The 16,182-nt window shown below is 66.6% G+C and carries 13 protein-coding genes; 5 read left to right on the forward strand and 8 right to left on the reverse strand.

Annotated elements, in window-relative coordinates:
* Positions 1-39 precede the first annotated feature (39 nt).
* Together ACVOME_RS02380 and ACVOME_RS02385 are read right to left on the reverse strand one after the other, a co-directional pair.
* Positions 40-624, reverse strand: coding sequence for a hypothetical protein (locus tag ACVOME_RS02380; RefSeq protein ID WP_053516192.1), 585 nt, complete (start codon positions 622-624; stop codon positions 40-42).
* 67 nt (positions 625-691) lie between these two features.
* Positions 692-1,597 (reverse strand): LysR family transcriptional regulator ArgP, encoded by a 906-nt coding sequence (locus tag ACVOME_RS02385; RefSeq protein WP_053516191.1) that lies wholly within the window; start codon positions 1,595-1,597, stop codon positions 692-694.
* Between the two features lie 138 nt (positions 1,598-1,735).
* On the opposite strand from ACVOME_RS02385, the gene ACVOME_RS02390 reads away from it, so the two are divergent.
* Both ACVOME_RS02390 and ACVOME_RS02395 read left to right on the forward strand, forming a co-directional pair.
* Complete coding sequence (locus ACVOME_RS02390) at positions 1,736-2,371, forward strand: LysE/ArgO family amino acid transporter (RefSeq protein WP_053516190.1); 636 nt, start codon at positions 1,736-1,738, stop codon at positions 2,369-2,371.
* 163 nt (positions 2,372-2,534) lie between these two features.
* A complete protein-coding gene (locus tag ACVOME_RS02395; protein WP_481504679.1) occupies positions 2,535-4,523 on the forward strand; it encodes an alpha/beta hydrolase family protein in 1,989 nt (662 codons plus the stop codon).
* A gap of 45 nt (positions 4,524-4,568) precedes the next feature.
* Here the strand turns inward: ACVOME_RS02395 and ACVOME_RS02400 are convergent, their stop codons facing one another.
* The 3 genes from ACVOME_RS02400 to ACVOME_RS02410 all read right to left on the reverse strand — a co-directional run bounded on the left by ACVOME_RS02400 (position 4,569) and on the right by ACVOME_RS02410 (position 8,130).
* Positions 4,569-6,323 (reverse strand): peptide MFS transporter, encoded by a 1,755-nt coding sequence (locus ACVOME_RS02400; protein WP_481504680.1) that lies wholly within the window; start codon positions 6,321-6,323, stop codon positions 4,569-4,571.
* A gap of 88 nt (positions 6,324-6,411) precedes the next feature.
* Positions 6,412-7,560: an acetyltransferase domain-containing protein gene (locus ACVOME_RS02405; protein WP_277381498.1), complete on the reverse strand. Its 1,149-nt coding sequence runs from the start codon at positions 7,558-7,560 to the stop codon at positions 6,412-6,414.
* Between the two features lie 54 nt (positions 7,561-7,614).
* Entirely contained in the window at positions 7,615-8,130 is a 516-nt protein-coding gene (locus ACVOME_RS02410; RefSeq protein WP_253118937.1) for a hypothetical protein, read from the reverse strand.
* A gap of 316 nt (positions 8,131-8,446) precedes the next feature.
* On the opposite strand from ACVOME_RS02410, the gene ACVOME_RS02415 reads away from it, so the two are divergent.
* The 3 genes from ACVOME_RS02415 (at position 8,447) to ACVOME_RS02425 (ending at position 14,094) form a co-directional block, all read left to right on the forward strand.
* Positions 8,447-10,411 carry an OPT family oligopeptide transporter gene (locus tag ACVOME_RS02415; protein WP_053516183.1) on the forward strand — a complete coding sequence of 655 codons (1,965 nt, stop codon included), beginning with the start codon at positions 8,447-8,449 and terminating at the stop codon, positions 10,409-10,411.
* 232 nt (positions 10,412-10,643) lie between these two features.
* Positions 10,644-12,722, forward strand: a complete 2,079-nt coding sequence (locus ACVOME_RS02420; protein ID WP_065182372.1) for an alpha/beta hydrolase family protein — start codon at positions 10,644-10,646, stop codon at positions 12,720-12,722.
* 127 nt (positions 12,723-12,849) lie between these two features.
* Complete coding sequence (locus tag ACVOME_RS02425) at positions 12,850-14,094, forward strand: DUF819 family protein (protein ID WP_481504681.1); 1,245 nt, start codon at positions 12,850-12,852, stop codon at positions 14,092-14,094.
* Positions 14,095-14,566: 472 nt separating this feature from the next.
* Here ACVOME_RS02425 and ACVOME_RS02430 read toward each other — a convergent pair whose 3' ends face one another.
* From ACVOME_RS02430 to minD, 3 genes are read right to left on the reverse strand one after another with little or no spacing between them, the layout of a single operon-like run.
* Positions 14,567-15,046, reverse strand: a complete 480-nt coding sequence (locus tag ACVOME_RS02430) for a hypothetical protein (protein WP_111186566.1) — start codon at positions 15,044-15,046, stop codon at positions 14,567-14,569.
* Positions 15,047-15,093: 47 nt separating this feature from the next.
* Positions 15,094-15,354, reverse strand: a complete 261-nt coding sequence (gene minE, locus ACVOME_RS02435) for a cell division topological specificity factor MinE (RefSeq protein ID WP_053516176.1) — start codon at positions 15,352-15,354, stop codon at positions 15,094-15,096.
* Positions 15,355-15,356: 2 nt separating this feature from the next.
* Positions 15,357-16,166, reverse strand: coding sequence for a septum site-determining protein MinD (gene minD, locus ACVOME_RS02440; RefSeq protein WP_053516174.1), 810 nt, complete (start codon positions 16,164-16,166; stop codon positions 15,357-15,359).
* Between the last annotated feature and the right edge of the window lie 16 nt (positions 16,167-16,182).

The raw sequence follows: 16,182 nt of genomic DNA on the forward strand, positions 1-16,182 counted from the left end.
CTCCTTGTGACCGGGCGCTGAAGGAACTGCCCGTCTCGTTCAATCGTTGCCGATTGTGAAGTATTCGGCGGTGAAATAGCCGATCTGGTAGAGCAGGGTGGCCGCGGCCAGTCGCAGCTGTGCCCGGCTGGAGTGCAGTTTCCAGCCCAGCAGGACCACCAGCAGCATCAGCAGAGTGTGGACCGGATACGCCGCGCCCAGCAGATGCCATCGGCTTGTGCCCTTGATCGCGGTGTCCACCAGATCCAGCAGCGTCAGCGCGCCGATCACGCCGAATATCCAGCGTCTGCGCTGCATCAGGTAATTGCCGTAGCTGCCGTAGTCGCGCAGGTCATCCGGGAACAACAGGGCGCAGAGCAGGAACCAGGTCGCGCAGTAGCAGATCACGAACAGATAGGTCTCGAACGTCCACCGGTGGACTTCGATCAGGCGGAACTCCCACCACCAGAAGGTGACCAGCGACACCAGCGTCCATGCCACCCAGCACAGATGGAGTGCCGAGCAGCCGCGTCGCTGCGGATGCTCGATGATCTGCGCAATCCCTTTCAGCAGGGTCGTGATCGACAGGCCCAGGATGATGCCCATCACCACGCGGATATGCAGGAACAGCGGATCGGTCTGCATCGGCCCGTCCTGTCATCGGATTCCGCACAGTAGAGGCATGCCCGCTGTGGACGGGATGCATACGGTGTCAGCGCCTGCGCCGCACCAGCGTCGAGGATGCCTCCAGCACCGCGCGGGTCAGCAGGGCCATGGTCTGTACATCGCCCTTCCAGTGCTGCCAGTACAGCGGCACGTCCTCCCACGCGCGCTGTCGCACGTAGACCAGGCGGCCGGCATCCAGGTGCCGCTTGACCAGCGGCAGGGGGTTCATGGTCCAGCCCATGCCGCCCAGGTTGGCCTGCACGAAGGCACGGGTGGAGGGAATCCACCAGGTCGGCGCGGTGCTGGGCAGGTCGTCGCCGGCCATGCGCCGGGCAAAGCGCGACTGCATTTCGTCCTTGCGGTTGAACACCAGTACCGGTGCCTGTGCCAGCGCCTGCGCGGTCACGCCCTTGGCGAAGTGCCGTTCGCGGAACTCCGGCGTGCAGGTGGCCGCGTAACGGATGCTGCCGAGTGCATGGATCTGGCAGCCCTGCACCGGCTCGTCCAGGGTGGTCACCGCGCCGAGCACCGTGCCTTGCCGCAGCAGCTCCACGGTGTGGTCCTGGTCTTCCACGCGCAGGTCGAGCGTGGTGCCGGTACCCAGTGCGAACTGCTGCGCCGCCTGCGGAAACCAGGTTTCCAGGCTGTCGTGGTTCACCGCCACCGGGATGCTGGCCTGGGGCAGATCTTCATCGGCCAGCCCCATCCGGTGCAGGGCGTCATGCTCGAGCAGGGCCGTCTGCTCGGCCAGCTGCACCAGCACCTGGCCTTCGGCGGTGGCAGTGGCGGGGGCGCCACGCTTCACCAGAAGGCGTCCGACACGATCCTCCAGTGCCTTGACCCGCTGCGAGATGGCCGAGGGGGTGACATTGAGCGACTGCGCCGCGCGATCAAAGCTGCCTTCGCGGATCACGGCGGCGAGCGCGCGCAGCTGGGCATGGTCGATGCGCATGGTATTAAGTTCCGCTAATGTTGGTTTAGGAAGTTTAGCTCGTCTTTTCTATGTTGCGGCGCGACAATGGCGCCCGTACCCGGTGCTGTCCGCCTTCGCGAGGCACCGTCCCCCCAGCAAGACAAGGCAGTGAATCCCATGTTTTCGGTCATCTCCGCCGGCACCGGCCTCGGTGCCTGGTTCTCTGGTGCAGCCACCGGCATCGGCCTGTTCGCCGTGGTCGGTGCCCAGAGCGCCTTCATCCTGCGCCAGGGCATCCTGCGCAAGCACATCGTGCCGGTGGTCGCCACCTGCGCGGCCATCGATGCGTTCTTCATCTTCGCCAGCGTGGCCGGCCTGCGCACGTTGACCTCGGCGCTGCCGTGGCTGACCTCGGCCGTGCTGTGGACCGGCGTGGCTTTCCTGGCCTGGTACGCGATGAAGTCGGCGCGCCGCGCCATTGCCGGTGGCGGTGGCATGGGTGAAGCCGACAGCGACGACGGCAGCCGCCGCGCGGTGCTGATGGCGGCGGTCGGCTTTTCGCTGATCAACCCGCACTTCTGGCTGGACATGATGGTCATCGGCTCCATTGCCGAGAACTTCGGCCACGCACGCATGGCCTTCGCGGCCGGCGTGGTCACCGCGAGCTGCCTGTGGCTGACCGCGCAGGGCCTCGGTGCACGCCTGCTGGCGCCGCTGTTCACCAAGCCCAGCACCTGGCGTGTGCTTGACGGCACCATCGCGGTGATCCTCAGCATCCTGGCCCTCACCCTGGCGGTGCGCGGGGTCCACTGACCCGGCGCACGCCCCCCGAACCCACGTCCTGACTCTCTCTCCAAGGCAGTGGCAACGACGGCACCGGCAACGGTGCCGTCGTCTTTTCCGGCTCTGGCGGGACAGACGGCGCCTGCCTAGAATCCGTGTACAGGACAAGGTGTCCATCGGAGCAGGGGGAAGGATGCGCAGGACGATGTTGACGGCCGCACTGGTCGTCGTGGGTAGCGTTGCCGCGGGCAGCGCATGGGCGGTGGATCTGGCGCAGTTCCTGCGCCAGGAGACCTTCACCGACATCAAGATATCGCCGGGGGGCGAGTATGTCGCTGCCACCGTGCCGATGGAGGACAGCACCGCGATCGCGGTGATGCGGCTGGCCGACAAGCAGCTCGTGGGCAGCTTCCGCCCGCCGCAGAAGAATCACGCCTACGAATTCGACTGGGTCAGCAACGAACGGCTGTTGATCGGCCTGGCCGAGAAGTGGGGCGCGCTGGATAAGCCCAATCCCACCGGCGAGCTCTACGCCATCGATGCCAACGGCAATCGCGGCGAGCTGCTGGTCGGTTACCGCGTCGAAAGCAAGGGCCCGGGTACCCGCATCCAGCCGAAGAAAGTCGAGGCGGTCGCGGCGTTCCTGGCCGATGATCTGCCCGGCGACGAACGCAACGTGCTGGTGACGGTATGGCCGTTCGCGGAGGATCCGTTCACCCGCGTCGAACGCATGGACGTGGCCAGCGGCAGGCGCGTGCGCATGGCCTCCTCGCCGGTGCGGCGCGGTGAGTTCACCACCGATGGCCAGGGCGAAGTCCGGTTCGTCCACGGGTCCGGCAGCGACAATGTCAACAAGCTGTACTACCGCGAGCGATCGGGTGACAGCTGGAAGATGATCAACGATGAGGCGGTGAGCACGCGCATCGAGACCGCGATCGGCTTCTCCGCCGATGGCAGCCTGGCGTACCTGCAGGCCGAGCAGGCGCAGGGGCCGGATGCCATCGTCAGCTGGAATCCGCAGACCGGCGAGCGCGCTGTCGTGCTGCGCGACGAGGTGGTCGATCCGTACCGCATCATCCGCCGGCCCGGGACCCATGTGCCGGTGGGCGCCCTGTTTATGGGCGACACACCACGGACCCGGTTCTTCGACGAGAAGTCGCCGGAGGCGCGCCTGTACCGCAGCCTGGAGGCGGCCTTCGGGGGGGCGGTCTACATCACCTCCAGTACCCGGGATGGCCGCGTGGTGCTGGTGGAGACCTGGTCAGGCACCAATCCCGGCGACTTCTATGTGTACGACACGGAGGCCCGCAAGGCTGAGCACCTGATCAGCCGCAGCGACTGGATCGACATCGATCGCAGTGCAACGGTGCGTCCGGTGGCACTCAAGGCGCGCGACGGATTGCCGCTGCACGGCTTCCTCACCGTGCCCTCCGGCAGCGACGGACGCAACCTGCCGATGGTGGTGATGCCGCACGGTGGGCCGTTCCACGTGTTCGACAATGGCCAGTACGACCGCGAGACGCAGATATTGGCCGCTGCCGGCTACGCCGTGCTGCAGGTCAACTTCCGTGGCTCGGGGAACTATGGCCGTGCGCATGCCCAGGCCGGCGCCCAGCAATGGGGCGCCGCGATGCAGGATGACGTCACCGACGCCACCCGCTGGGCGATCGCGCAGGGGATCGCCGATGCCAGACGCATCTGCATCTACGGTGCCAGTTACGGGGCCTACGCCGCGATGATGGGCGCTGCCCGCGAACAGGGGCTGTATCAGTGCGCGGCCGGCTATGTCGGCGTGTACGACCTGCCGCTGATGTTCGCCCGCGGCGATGTGCAGGAGCGCGACTCGGGCGTGACCTTCCTGCGCGAATGGCTGGGTGATCCGGCCAAGCTGGGCGCGGTTTCGCCGGTGAACCTGGCCACGCAGATCAAGGTGCCGGTGTTCCTCGCGGCCGGTGGCGAAGACAAGCGTGCGCCGATCCAGCACACCGAGCGCATGGAAGCGGCACTGAAGCGTGCCGGGACGCCGGTGGAAAGCCTGTACTACAAGACCGAGGGGCACGGCTTCTACACCCTGGCCCATCGCACCGAGTACTACGACAAGCTGCTCGCATTCCTGTCGCGCAGCCTGGGAGGCAAGACCGCCCAGGCATCGGCGCCGGCAGGGAAGGGCAAGGCGCCGTAAACGCAGAGTGGCGGCGGATCCACGATCCACCGCCGCGCAGTGCAGTTACCTGACCCCGTGCATCATCCGCTTCAGCAGCGGCGCGGCGATGAAGGCCAGCAGGGCGCAGCCCAGGCCGATCCACATCAGCAGCCAGAACAGGTGCGCATACGCACCGGCCGCCGCCGCCATGTCCAGCGTGCCGCCTTCGGGCACATCGATGGCCGCCAGCTTGCCGAACAGCGCGGCAAGCGTCTCGGAGAACGCTGTGGCCAGGAACCAGGTGCCCATCATCAGGCTCATCACCCGCGGCACGGCCAGCTGCGTTACGGCCGACAGGCCCACCGGCGACAGGCACATCTCACCACTGGCCAACAGGAAGTAGGCCAGGACCAGCCACCACACGCTGGCCATCTCGCCGGTGGCGCCGACCTGCTGTGCGGCCAATGCGAGCGGGACGAACGAGAGCGCGCCGATCACCAGGCCCCAGGCGGATTTGACCGGCTTGCCCGGCTCCCAGCCGCGACGGTCCATCCAGGTCCAGAGGGCGGCGAAGGCCGGCGCCAGCAGCACCAGGAACAGTCCGCCCAGATAGGTCAGGGAGCCGGCGGTCTGCGGAATCACCAGGCAGTCGCGCACCAGCAGGACCAGCATCAGCGCGACGATGGCAATGAAGAACCGGCGCGGCGCGGCCGACCCCGGTCGACGCTCGGTCAGGCGCGCGCTGACCACGAAGCCCAGCGGCGCCAGCAGCAACGACAGGATCGACCAGGGCAGCGGCGTGCCGTCGGTGATCACCAGCGAGGGAACGATGTCCTTGGTCAGCAGGCGATCGGTGAACGTCACCCACGAGCCATAGGACTGCTCGTACAGGGTGAAGAACACCAGCGCCAGGAAAATCAGCACCATCAGCGCGATCATCTGCTGGCGCTGCACCGGCGTGCACTGGCTGCCGGTGAACCAGGCGAACCAGACCAGCACGCCTCCCAGCACCACCAGCATCAGCATCAACGCTAGGCTGATTTCGCCGCCCAGAGCGAACGCACCGTTACCGGCGGCCCACATCAGCCACGCCAGTGGCAGCACCGCGAGCACCGCGCACAGATAGATCAGCCATTCACGCGGCAGGCCCAGCACCCGCTGTTTCAGCGCGGCCGGCTGTGGCGGCTCGGCATGCCCGTGCAGGTACTTCTGCCCCCACAGGAACATCGCCAGCCCGGCCAGCATGCCGATGCCCGCCGCGCCGAAGCCATACTTCCAGCCATAGGCCTCGCCGAGGAAGCCGCACACCAGCGACGAGAACAGCGCCCCGAGGTTGATGCCGGCATAGAACAGCGAGAAGCCGGAGTCGCGGCGCGGATCGTCCTTGGCGTACAGCTTGCCGACGATGGTGGAGATGTTCGGCTTGAGGAAGCCCACGCCCATGATGATCAGCGCCAGCGACAGATAGGTCACCGCCAGCGCCGAGGTGTCGCGCACCACTTCACCGTTGACCCGGTACGCCGCGTGGCCTTCGAAGGCCATGCCGAGATGGCCCAGCACCAGCAGGATGCCGCCGAACAGCACTGCACGGCGCATGCCCAGCCAGCGGTCGGCCAGCATGCCGCCGAACACCGGGACGCAGTACACCAGGCCACCGTAGGCGCCAAGCAGGTCCAGTCCGGCCTTGTCGCCGAACAGGTGGTACTTGGTCAGGTACAGCAGCAGCAGCGCCTTCATGCCATAGAAGGAGAAGCGCTCCCACATTTCGGTGAAGAAGCAGACGTAGACGCCCTTGGGGTGGCCAAGGAAGTCGTCGGAAGCGGGAGCGGCAACGGTCATCGACGGCGGGCACTGCGGAAAGGGCGCGATTATAGGCCCGCCGCCGCGCCCGTGGCGGGCAGCATCAGGCCGCGCCCGGCGAGCGGGGTCACAGGTATCGCAGCCAGCCCAGGTCGCGCCGACGGGCCTTGAACCGCGCGAATGCCCGCGTTGGCGGGTACAGCACTACCGCCAGCGCACAGGCGACCAGGATCAGGCCGGCGACCGAATCGAGGGCGTACAGGCTGCCGTGGGTCGGCCCCCAGAAACCGAGCGCCGCCAGGTACAGCAGCTTCAGCAGATACAGATGCAGCAGGTAGAAGAACATCGGTGCCGCGCCGATGTCTGCCAGCGGCCTCAACGCCCGTGCCATCGCAGGCCACTCAAACAGGCGCAGCCACAGCAGGCCAACGCCCAGGGTCAGCAACAGGAACTGCAGTGATGGCGGATACTTGGTCACGTTGAACACGCTCATCCAGGTGCGCAGCGCGTCCTGCTGGAACTGCCAGGGCGTATCGCCATAGCCGTTGCCGAACCGCAGTAGGGCGAACATGCCCAGCGCTGCCAGCCCAGCCCACACCAGCCAGCGGTGACGCTGCGCTGGCATGCGGTCCGCCGCGAACCAGGGCCCCATCAGATAGCCGAGCGCGATCACCCCGATCCACGGCAGCACCGGATAGGACGTGCGCAGCCGGAGTGCACCGGCCTCGATCCAGTCCCGCTGGTGCAGCACCTTCCACAGCACCGGCAGCACACCGTCGCCTGCCACGCGCACGCCGTCGAGCAGGTTGTGGCCGGCCACCAGCAGTACCGCCAGCGCCAGCAGCGCCGCGCGTGGCAGCCACAGCAGGCCGGCCAGCGCGACCATGCTCAGGCCGATCGCCCAGATCACCTGCAGGTACACGGTGTCCGGAGGCAGCTGGAAGGTCCAGGCGAAATTCACCAGGGTCAGTTCCAGCACCACCAGGAACAGCCCGCGCTTGAGCAGGAACGCGGCCGTGGCCCGGCGCGGATCCGCCTGGCGCTGGCCGTACAGCCAGGCCGACAGGCCGGTCAGCAGCACGAACACCGGTGCGCACAGGTGGGCCAGCAGGCGGCACGCGAACAGCGCGGGGGAGACCGTGGATACGTCCATCGGGTCGCTGACCTGGTGCTGCAGGAAGAAGGTCTCGCGCACGTGGTCGAGCAGCATCAACAGCATGACGGTGCCGCGCAGCTGGTCGATGGAGGCCAGCCGGAGAGAGGGGGAAGGGGACACGTGCGAGATTTTTTGGGTACGACAGGATATAACATAACATAATCATGGCAGCCGTCAGGGTTGGCAGACGGCCGCGCTCCAGCCCGTGTGCTTGTCATGGCTGACGGGGATCACCTGGATTGATCCATCGGGTGCGGCTTTCAGGCAGAACCTGGCCCTGTAGCCTCTGATAGGCCCATTCGTGGGGGCGTTGAGGTAGACCTCATACAGCGTTCCAGGAAGCAGTGGCTGCGGAGACCTGAGCAGCGTGGCGGATGCGGGCAGAGCGCCGTAGACGATGCACTGCCCGGACGCGAGCAGCTGTGGGGGAGCCGAGTCATACATGAACGACCAGGTTTTCACCGTGTCGCCCTGATACACCGTCAATGCGTGCAATCTGCGGGGGGACCGCATCCATTCCAGTGCCCGTGACGGCAGGCCAAAGCAGGGGTTTCCCTCTCGATCCTCGATCACGGCGGCGCCGAATCCGCTGTAGGCGGTGGCATCGCCGATGGGCAGCAGCGTGCACAGCACAGCGCCTGCTGCAAAAACGCGGGCGCGCATCGTCGTGATCAACGGGACGTCTGCCATCGGGTCTCCTCCTGACGGAGTGTGTGGGGCCGTGCACGGTGTACGACTGCGGCAGTCGACTCAAGCTGGCGCCGAGCCGGAAATCCGTTGCCTGGCGTGCACCGCCCGCTGGGACGAGGGCGCCCGGGCAGGGGCCACCTGTCCCGATGAAGCGGCGCACTGTGCATCACTTGGCTAAACACGACACATCGGGAGGGGGCGAGCGCCTGCCGCAGCGCGTCGTCGCGCCCAAGCCGGACGACCGGTACGAAGCGCACTGGACTTGCCGCCCCCTGAACGCTAGCGTGGCAGGGATTTTTTGCCAGCAGGGGCTCCCATGAACCACGACGCTGCGCCCAAGCAGCTCACCTTCCGCGCAGTGGCCCTGGCCATCGTGCTGGCGGTGGTGCTGTCCGCGGCCAACGCCTACCTCGGTCTGTTCGCAGGCCTGACCATCGCCACCGCGATTCCCGCCGCAGTCATTTCCATGGGCGTGCTGCGCCTGCTGGGCGGTGGCTCGATCCTCGAGAACAACATCGTGCAGACCGGCGCCTCGGCCGGTTCCTCGATCGCCGCCGGTGTCATCTTCACCATCCCCGCGCTGGTGATCATGGGCTACTGGCCGGACTTCAAGTACTGGTGGGTGCTGGGTATTGCCGGCCTGGGCGGCCTGCTGGGCGTGCTGTTCTCGGTGCCGCTGCGCCGCTCGATGATTGTCGAAGATCCGCTGCCCTTCCCGGAAGGCAAGGCGGCGGCGGAAGTGCTCAAGGCCGGTGAGAACCCGGGTCCGGGCCTGAAGATCCTGGGCCTGTCGGCGGTGATCGGCGCCTTCGTCAAGCTGGCCGCGGAAAGCGGCATGCGCCTGATTCCCGATGCCTGGGCCACCTCGGCCTACGTGGGCAGTTCCAAGGTCACCGCGTTCATCGGCACCAACCTGTCGCCGGCACTGCTGGGCGTGGGCTACATCGTTGGCCTCAATGTCGGCATCGTGGTGGTGTCCGGCTCGATCCTGACCTGGCACATCGCCATCCCGCTCTACCAGGCGTTCTTCATGAACACCGACCCGGCCCTGGCCGCGTCGGTGGCCGCTGCGTCCTCCACCGAGGCCGCATTCGCCATCTGGGGCGCGAAGATGCGCTACCTGGGTGTCGGCGCAATGCTGATCGGTGGCATCTGGACCCTGATTTCGCTGCGCAAGTCGCTGCTCAACGGCGTCAAGAGCGGTTTTGCCGCCGCCCGCAAGAGCGGCGGACCGGTGCTGGCGCACACCGAGCGCGACCTGCCGATGAAGTGGATGCTGGTCGCCCTGGTGGTCTTCGTGCTGCCGCTGCTGGCCCTGTACCAGGCCATCGTCGGCCAGTGGCACGTGTCGATCCCGATGACCATCATCATGATCGTCGCCGGCTTCCTGTTCGTGTCGGTCTCGGCCTACCTGGCCGGCCTGATCGGTTCGTCCAACAACCCCGTCTCGGGCATCACCATTTCCACCATCCTGTTCGCCTCGGCGGTACTGGTCGTGCTGCTGGGTGCCGATGGCCTCAAGCCGGTCGGTACCGGCGGTGCACCGCTGGGTGCGGTGGCTGCGATCATGATCGGCGCGGTGGTGTGCTGCGCTGCCGCCGTCGGTGGTGACAATCTGCAGGACCTCAAGGCCGGTTACATCGTCGGCGCTACGCCGTGGAAGCAGCAGCTGATGCTGGGCATCGGTGCGTTCTCCTGCGCGCTGATCATGGCCCCGGTGCTGAACCTGCTGGCCACCGCCTATGGCATCGGCGTGAAGACCGAGCTGCACCCGAACGCGCTGGCTGCGCCGCAGGCCAACCTGATGGCGTCGGTGGCCAAGGGCCTGTTCGGTGGCGAGCTGCCGTGGACCTTCATCGGCATCGGTGCGGTGGTTGGCGCCGTCATCATCGCCTTCGACAGCTGGCTGAAGGCGCGCAACGCGCGCTTCCGGGTGCCGGTGCTGGCGGCCGCCATCGGCATCTACCTGCCGCTGGAGCTGATGGTGCCGATCTTCCTCGGCGGCCTGATCGCTTACCTGGTCGAGCGCTTCCACAAGGTGCGTGCCGATGATGAAGAGGGCCGCGACCGCGTGCACAAGCCGGGCGTGCTGTTCGCCGCAGGCCTGATCACCGGCGAGGCGCTGATGGGCATCGCGATCGCCATTCCGATCGTGGTCAGCAGCCGCGCCGACGTGCTGGCCGTGCCGTTCCATCTGCCGGCCGCGCAGTGGATCGGCCTGGCCGTGCTGTTCCTGGTGGGCTGGCTGATCTACCGCACCGGCAAGTACGCCAAGGCGTAAGTGATGGGTCGGATCCCTCCCGGAAGGGAAGGGCTCTGACCCCACGCCGGCGGCGCCCGGGGCAGAGCCGATTCCTGCGGAATCGGATCCGACCCCGGGTCCACCCACAAACCGCGCTACGGCGCGGTTTGCTGTTTCTGGCGGCTGCCCGATCACGGCCATGACCGATGGCCTTGGCAGCCCCGGGCTGCGGGGCCTACCATCGCTTTTTTGCCGTCCTGCGGAGATCCCGATGAAACTGCGTCATGCCCTGCTGCCACTGAGCCTGCTGGCCGCTCTGCCCAGCGTCGCCGCTGCCCGTGGCCTGGAGATCCGCGACATGGTGGCCATGGATCGCGTTTCCGCGCCGGTGCTGAGCGCCGATGGCGGCACCGTGGTGTTCGCCAAGCGCAGCACCGACGCCAACCTCAAGGCCAGCACCGCCCTGTACGCACGCAACCTGCGCACGCGTGACGCGGCACCGCCGAAGCAGATCACCCCGGCCGGCTGGAACGTCAATTCCGCCTCGCTGTCGGCGGACGGCCAGACGGTGTACTTCCTCAGTGCCAAGAACGGCAGCCAGCAGCTGTACGCGCAGGCGATCAGCGGCGGCGCCCCGCGCCAGCTGACCGATTTCCCGGTGGATGTGGACAGCTACCACGTCTCGCCACAGGACGACCGCGTGCTGTTCAGCGCCGGCGTGTTCCAGGCCTGCGCGTCGGACCTGGCCTGCACCGAGAAGAAGCTGAAAGAGAAGAAGGACGCCAAGGCCAGTGGCCAGGTCTGGGATTCGATGTTCGTGCGCCATTGGGATACCTGGAACGACGGCCGTCGCAACACCCTGTTCGTCGCGCCGCTGCCGGGCGCCCAGGCCGGCCCGGTCAAGGGGGCTTCAGCGCTGAGCGCCACCCTCGATGGCGATGCGCCGTCCAAGCCATTCGGTGGCAATGATGACTTCGTGTGGTCGCCGGACGGCAGCAGCGTGGTCGCCAGCATCCGCGTGGCGGGCCGCGAGGAACCGTGGTCGACCAACTTCGACCTCTATCGCTTCGATGCTGCCGGCCGTCAGGCACCGGTGAACCTGACCGCCTCCAACCCCGCATGGGATGCGGGCCCGGTGTTCAGTGCCGATGGCAAGACGCTGTTCTACCGTGCGATGAAGCGCCCCGGCTTTGAAGCTGATCGCTTCGGCCTGATGGCGATGGATCTGGCCAGCGGCAAGAGCCGTGAGATCGCCCCGCAGTGGGATCGCTCGGCGGGTGGCATCGTGCTGTCCGCCGATGGCGCCAGCATCTATACCACCGCCGATGATCTGGGCGAGCACCCGCTGTTCCAGATCGATGTCGCCACCGGCAAGGCCACCCGCCTGATCGGCGATGGCAGCGTGACCGCCGTCGATGTGGCCGGCACCAGCGTGGCGATCACCCGCAACAGCCTGAAGAGCAACGACCAGGTACTGGTCGGCCTGCTGCCAGCCGCCGGCCAGCCGATGGGCGAGCTGCGTGCGCTGACACCGTCTGCCGGCGACGTGCTGAAGGACGTCAGTTTCGGCGATTTCGAGCAGTTCTCGTTCAAGGGCTGGAACAACGACACCGTGCACGGCTATGTGGTCAAGCCGCACAACTACCAGGAAGGCAAGTCCTACCCGGTCGCGTTCCTGATCCATGGCGGTCCGCAGGGCAGTTTCGGCAACGGCTGGAGCTACCGCTGGAATCCGCAGACCTATGCGGGCCAGGGCTACGCGGTGGTGATGATCGATTTCCACGGCTCCACCGGCTACGGTCAGGCATTCACCGATGCGATCAGCCAGCACTGGGGTGATCGTCCGCTGGAAGACCTGCAGAAGGGCTGGGACGCGGCACTGAAGAAGTATTCGTTCCTCAACGGTGACAAGGCCTGTGCTCTGGGCGCCAGCTATGGCGGCTTCATGGTCAACTGGATCGCCGGCAACTGGAACGGCCCGTTCAAGTGCCTGGTCAACCACGATGGCGTGTTCGACCAGCGCATGATGGGCTACGCCACCGAGGAGCTGTGGTTCACCGAGTGGGAGCAGGGCGGCACGCCGTACCAGAAGGCGGCGAACTACGAGAAGTTCAACCCGGTCAACCACGTGGCGGACTGGAAGAAGCCGATCCTGATCATCCATGGCCAGCAGGACTTCCGTATTCCGGTCGAGCAGGGCCTGGCGGCATTCACGGCGGCGCAGCGGCAGGGGATCGAGTCGAAGTTCCTGTACTTCCCGGACGAGAACCACTGGGTGCTCAAGCCGCACAACAGCATCCTGTGGCATGACACGGTCAACGGCTGGCTGAAGCAGCATATCGGCGAATAAGCCGGTCCGGCGCCGCCCCCCAGGGCGGCGCTCTGCTTTTTGTAGAGCCGAGCCATGCTCGGCTGCTCTGTGCCTCCTTTCCCGCCAACAGCAGCCGAGCATGGCTCGGCTCTACCCGAGCGCCCGCATGACTTCGAACGCCCTGATCCAGAACGACATCGTGGTCTTCGGCCTGATCGCCGCCACTTTGGGGGCCGTGTTCTGGACCGCCTCGCGGGAGCAGGGGCCGTGGAAGCGCTTCTACACCTTCGTGCCGGCGTTGCTGCTGTGTTATCTCATTCCTGGCATCTACAACACCGTCGGCCTGATCGACGGGCAGAACACCGCGCTGTACAACCCGGTCGCGCGTGACATCCTGCTGCCGGCGGCGCTGGTGCTGCTGACCCTGGCCGTGGACATCAAGGGCATCCTGCGGCTGGGACCGAAGCTGGTACTGATGTACCTGGGTGCCTCCGCCAGCATCATGCTCGGTGCCGTGGTCGCCTTCCTGCTGATGCGCGCGCTGCACCCGGAAACCGTTGCCGGCGACACCTGGGCCGGCATGGCCGCACTGGCCGGCAGCTGGATCGGCGGTGGCGCCAACATGCTGGCGATGCGCGAAGTATTCGACGTCAACGCCACCACCTTCGGCCAGTTCGCCGTGGTCGACGTGGGTGTCGGCTACGTCTGGATGGCGGTACTGATCTTCCTCGCCGGGCGCGCCGCGAAGATCGACGCACGCAGCGGTGCCGATACCTCGGCCATCGACGAACTGAAGGAACGCATCGCGCGCTTCCAGGCCGAACACGAGCGCATTCCCAGCCTGACTGATCTGATGCTGATCGTCGCCGTTGCGTTCGGTGGCGTCGGTCTGGCGCATGCAATCGGCACGCCGCTGGCGGCCTGGTTCAAGGCCCATGTCGGCTGGGCATCGCAGTTCAGCCTGGATGCTCCCTTCGTCTGGGTGGTGGTGCTGTCGACCACGCTGGGCCTGGGCCTGAGTTTCACCCGCGCGCGCACGCTGGAGGGAGCGGGAGCGTCACGTCTGGGGTCGCTGCTGCTGTACTTCCTGATCGCCTGCATCGGCATGCAGATGGATCTGCTGGCATTGCTGGACCGTCCGTGGCTGTTCCTGCTCGGCCTGATCTGGATCGCCGTGCACATCGTGCTGCTGTGGTGCCTGGGCCGGTTGCTGAAGGTGCCGTTCTTCTATTTCGCCATCGGCTCGCAGTCGAACATCGGCGGTCCGGCCTCGGCGCCCGTGGTGGCCGCCGCCTTCCATCCTGCATTGGCACCGGTAGGCGTGCTGCTGGGAACAATGGGCTACGCCACCGGGACCTACCTGGCGTACATCGTCGGCATTACCCTGCGTGCGCTGGCAGGGCAGGGGTGATGGGGTCAGATCCCTTTTGCGCAGCAAAAGGGATCTGACCCCGTTTCGCGGCGCGTCACGCTACCGGCAATCCACGTTCGATCAGCCAGGCTCTCGCGTCTTCGGCGTCCTGCTCGAACCGCGCCGAGTGAAAAGAGGGGCGCCGCAGAGTTCGGCGCGTCGCCACGCGCCCGTGGTCAACCGCGCCCGCGGCCTTACGCCACTGGCAACCCGCGTTCGATCAACCACGCCTTCGCGTCTTCGGCGTCCTGCTCGAACCGCGCCGAGTGAAAAGAGGGGCGCCGTAGAGTCCGGCGCGTCGCCACGCGCCCGTGGCCAACCGCGCCCGCGGCCTTACGCCACTGGCAGCCCGCGTTCGATCAACCACGCCCTCGCGTCTTCGGCGTCCTGCTCGAACCGCGCCGAGTGAAAAAAGGGGCGCCGCAGGGTTCGGCGCGTCGCCACGCGCCCGTGGCCAACCGCGCCCGCGGCCTTACGCCACTGGCAGCCCGCGTTCGATCAACCACGCCTTCGCGTCTTCGGCGTCCTGCTCGAACCACGCTCTCGTCGATCCCAACCGGTACGTATACCCCCACGCATCCATGTCGGCCATCAGCCGTGCGCTGCCGACGCCGGGCAGCTGCGCGGCCAGCACGATCTGCAGGTAGCACGTGGCATCTTCCTCGGCGACCGAATCAGTGGCATCGGTATGCACCTGCGCGCGCCGCTCCGGCGGCAGCACGATCAGATGGCAGGCCTCGTGCAGCATCGAATGCACGGGCGTGTCGTCGCGCACATACACGTTGCTGGCGATGATGCCTGCTTCAGGTTCCCCCCAGTAGCTGCCGGGAATCGGCTCGCCGGCGGCGACGTGGTGCAGATCGAGCCCATGCGCGGCAAGCAGGCGCTGTGCATCGGCGAAGGCGATATCGCCCACGCAGGTGATGTCCACGGCGGTTGTCGTGTCAGTCATGCGGAATCGTGCAGCCCCGCCCATGCAGGCACGGGCGGGGCAGGGGGTCAGGGCTTTTCCGGGCCTTCCGGCAGCGCCACGGAGATGTCCAGCACGTCGTGCTGGCCATCCTTGACCAGGTCGACCTTCACCGCGTCGACGTCGATGTTGACGTACTTCTTGATCACTTCCAGCAGCTCGCGCTGCAGCAGCGGCAGGTAGTCCGGACCACCGCGATGGCTGCGCTCCTGCGCGATGATGATCTGCAGGCGGTTCTTGGCGGTTTCGGCGGTGGTCTTCTTCGCTTTGAGGAAATCAAACAGGCCCATGCTTACCCTCCGAACAGCTTGCTGAAGAAGCCCTTCTTCTCCACGGTGGTGAAGCGCATCGGCCGCTCCTCGCCCAGGATGCGGCTCACCGCATCGTCATACGCCTGGCCAGCAATCGATTCGCCATCGAGGATCACCGGCTCGCCCTTGTTGGAGGCGTTCAGCACGTCACCCGATTCGGGAATCACGCCGATGGCCTTCAGACCCAGCACTTCCTCCACGTCGACGATGCTCAGCATCTCGCCGGTTTCCACGCGCGACGGGCTGTAGCGGGTCAGCAGCAGGAAGGCCGGCACGTCCTGGCCGGATTCGGCCTTGTGTGTCTTCGAATCCAGCAGGCCGATGATGCGGTCGGAGTCGCGCACCGAGGAAACTTCCGGGTTCACCACCACCACCGCGCGGTCGGCGAAGTACATCGCCAGGAAGGCACCCTTCTCGATACCGGCCGGGGAGTCGCAGATCACGAAGTCGAAACCGTCGGCGGCCAGGTCCTTCAGCACCTTGCCCACGCCCTCCTGGGTCAGCGCGTCCTTGTCGCGGGTCTGCGAGGCAGCCAGCACGTACAGGTTGTCGAAGCGCTTGTCCTTGATCAGGGCCTGCTTGAGGGTGGCTTCGCCGTGCACGACGTTGACGAAGTCGTACACCACGCGGCGTTCGCAGCCCATGATCAGGTCGAGGTTGCGCAGGCCGACGTCGAAGTCGATCACCGCCACCTTCTTGCCGCGCCGTGCCAGGCCGCAGGCCAGGCTCGCGCTGGTAGTGGTCTTGCCGACGCCGCCCTTGCCGGAGGTGACTACGATGATTTCAGCCAAAGGACTTCTCCTGGTT

Source organism: Stenotrophomonas sp. STEN008, assembly GCF_056760435.1.

Excerpts from the sequence above, each read along its gene's own strand:
- ACVOME_RS02425 (WP_481504681.1), top strand. The coding sequence starts at position 12,850 with ATGACTTCGAACGCCCTGATCCAGAACGACATCGTGGTCTTCGGCCTG.
- ACVOME_RS02430 (WP_111186566.1), bottom strand. The coding sequence starts at position 15,046 with ATGACTGACACGACAACCGCCGTGGACATCACCTGCGTGGGCGATATC.
- minE (WP_053516176.1), bottom strand. The coding sequence starts at position 15,354 with ATGGGCCTGTTTGATTTCCTCAAAGCGAAGAAGACCACCGCCGAAACC.
- ACVOME_RS02380 (WP_053516192.1), bottom strand. The coding sequence starts at position 624 with ATGCAGACCGATCCGCTGTTCCTGCATATCCGCGTGGTGATGGGCATC.
- ACVOME_RS02400 (WP_481504680.1), bottom strand. The coding sequence starts at position 6,323 with ATGACCGTTGCCGCTCCCGCTTCCGACGACTTCCTTGGCCACCCCAAG.
- ACVOME_RS02410 (WP_253118937.1), bottom strand. The coding sequence starts at position 8,130 with ATGGCAGACGTCCCGTTGATCACGACGATGCGCGCCCGCGTTTTTGCA.
- ACVOME_RS02395 (WP_481504679.1), top strand. The coding sequence starts at position 2,535 with ATGCGCAGGACGATGTTGACGGCCGCACTGGTCGTCGTGGGTAGCGTT.
- ACVOME_RS02415 (WP_053516183.1), top strand. The coding sequence starts at position 8,447 with ATGAACCACGACGCTGCGCCCAAGCAGCTCACCTTCCGCGCAGTGGCC.
- ACVOME_RS02390 (WP_053516190.1), top strand. The coding sequence starts at position 1,736 with ATGTTTTCGGTCATCTCCGCCGGCACCGGCCTCGGTGCCTGGTTCTCT.
- ACVOME_RS02385 (WP_053516191.1), bottom strand. The coding sequence starts at position 1,597 with ATGCGCATCGACCATGCCCAGCTGCGCGCGCTCGCCGCCGTGATCCGC.
- ACVOME_RS02420 (WP_065182372.1), top strand. The coding sequence starts at position 10,644 with ATGAAACTGCGTCATGCCCTGCTGCCACTGAGCCTGCTGGCCGCTCTG.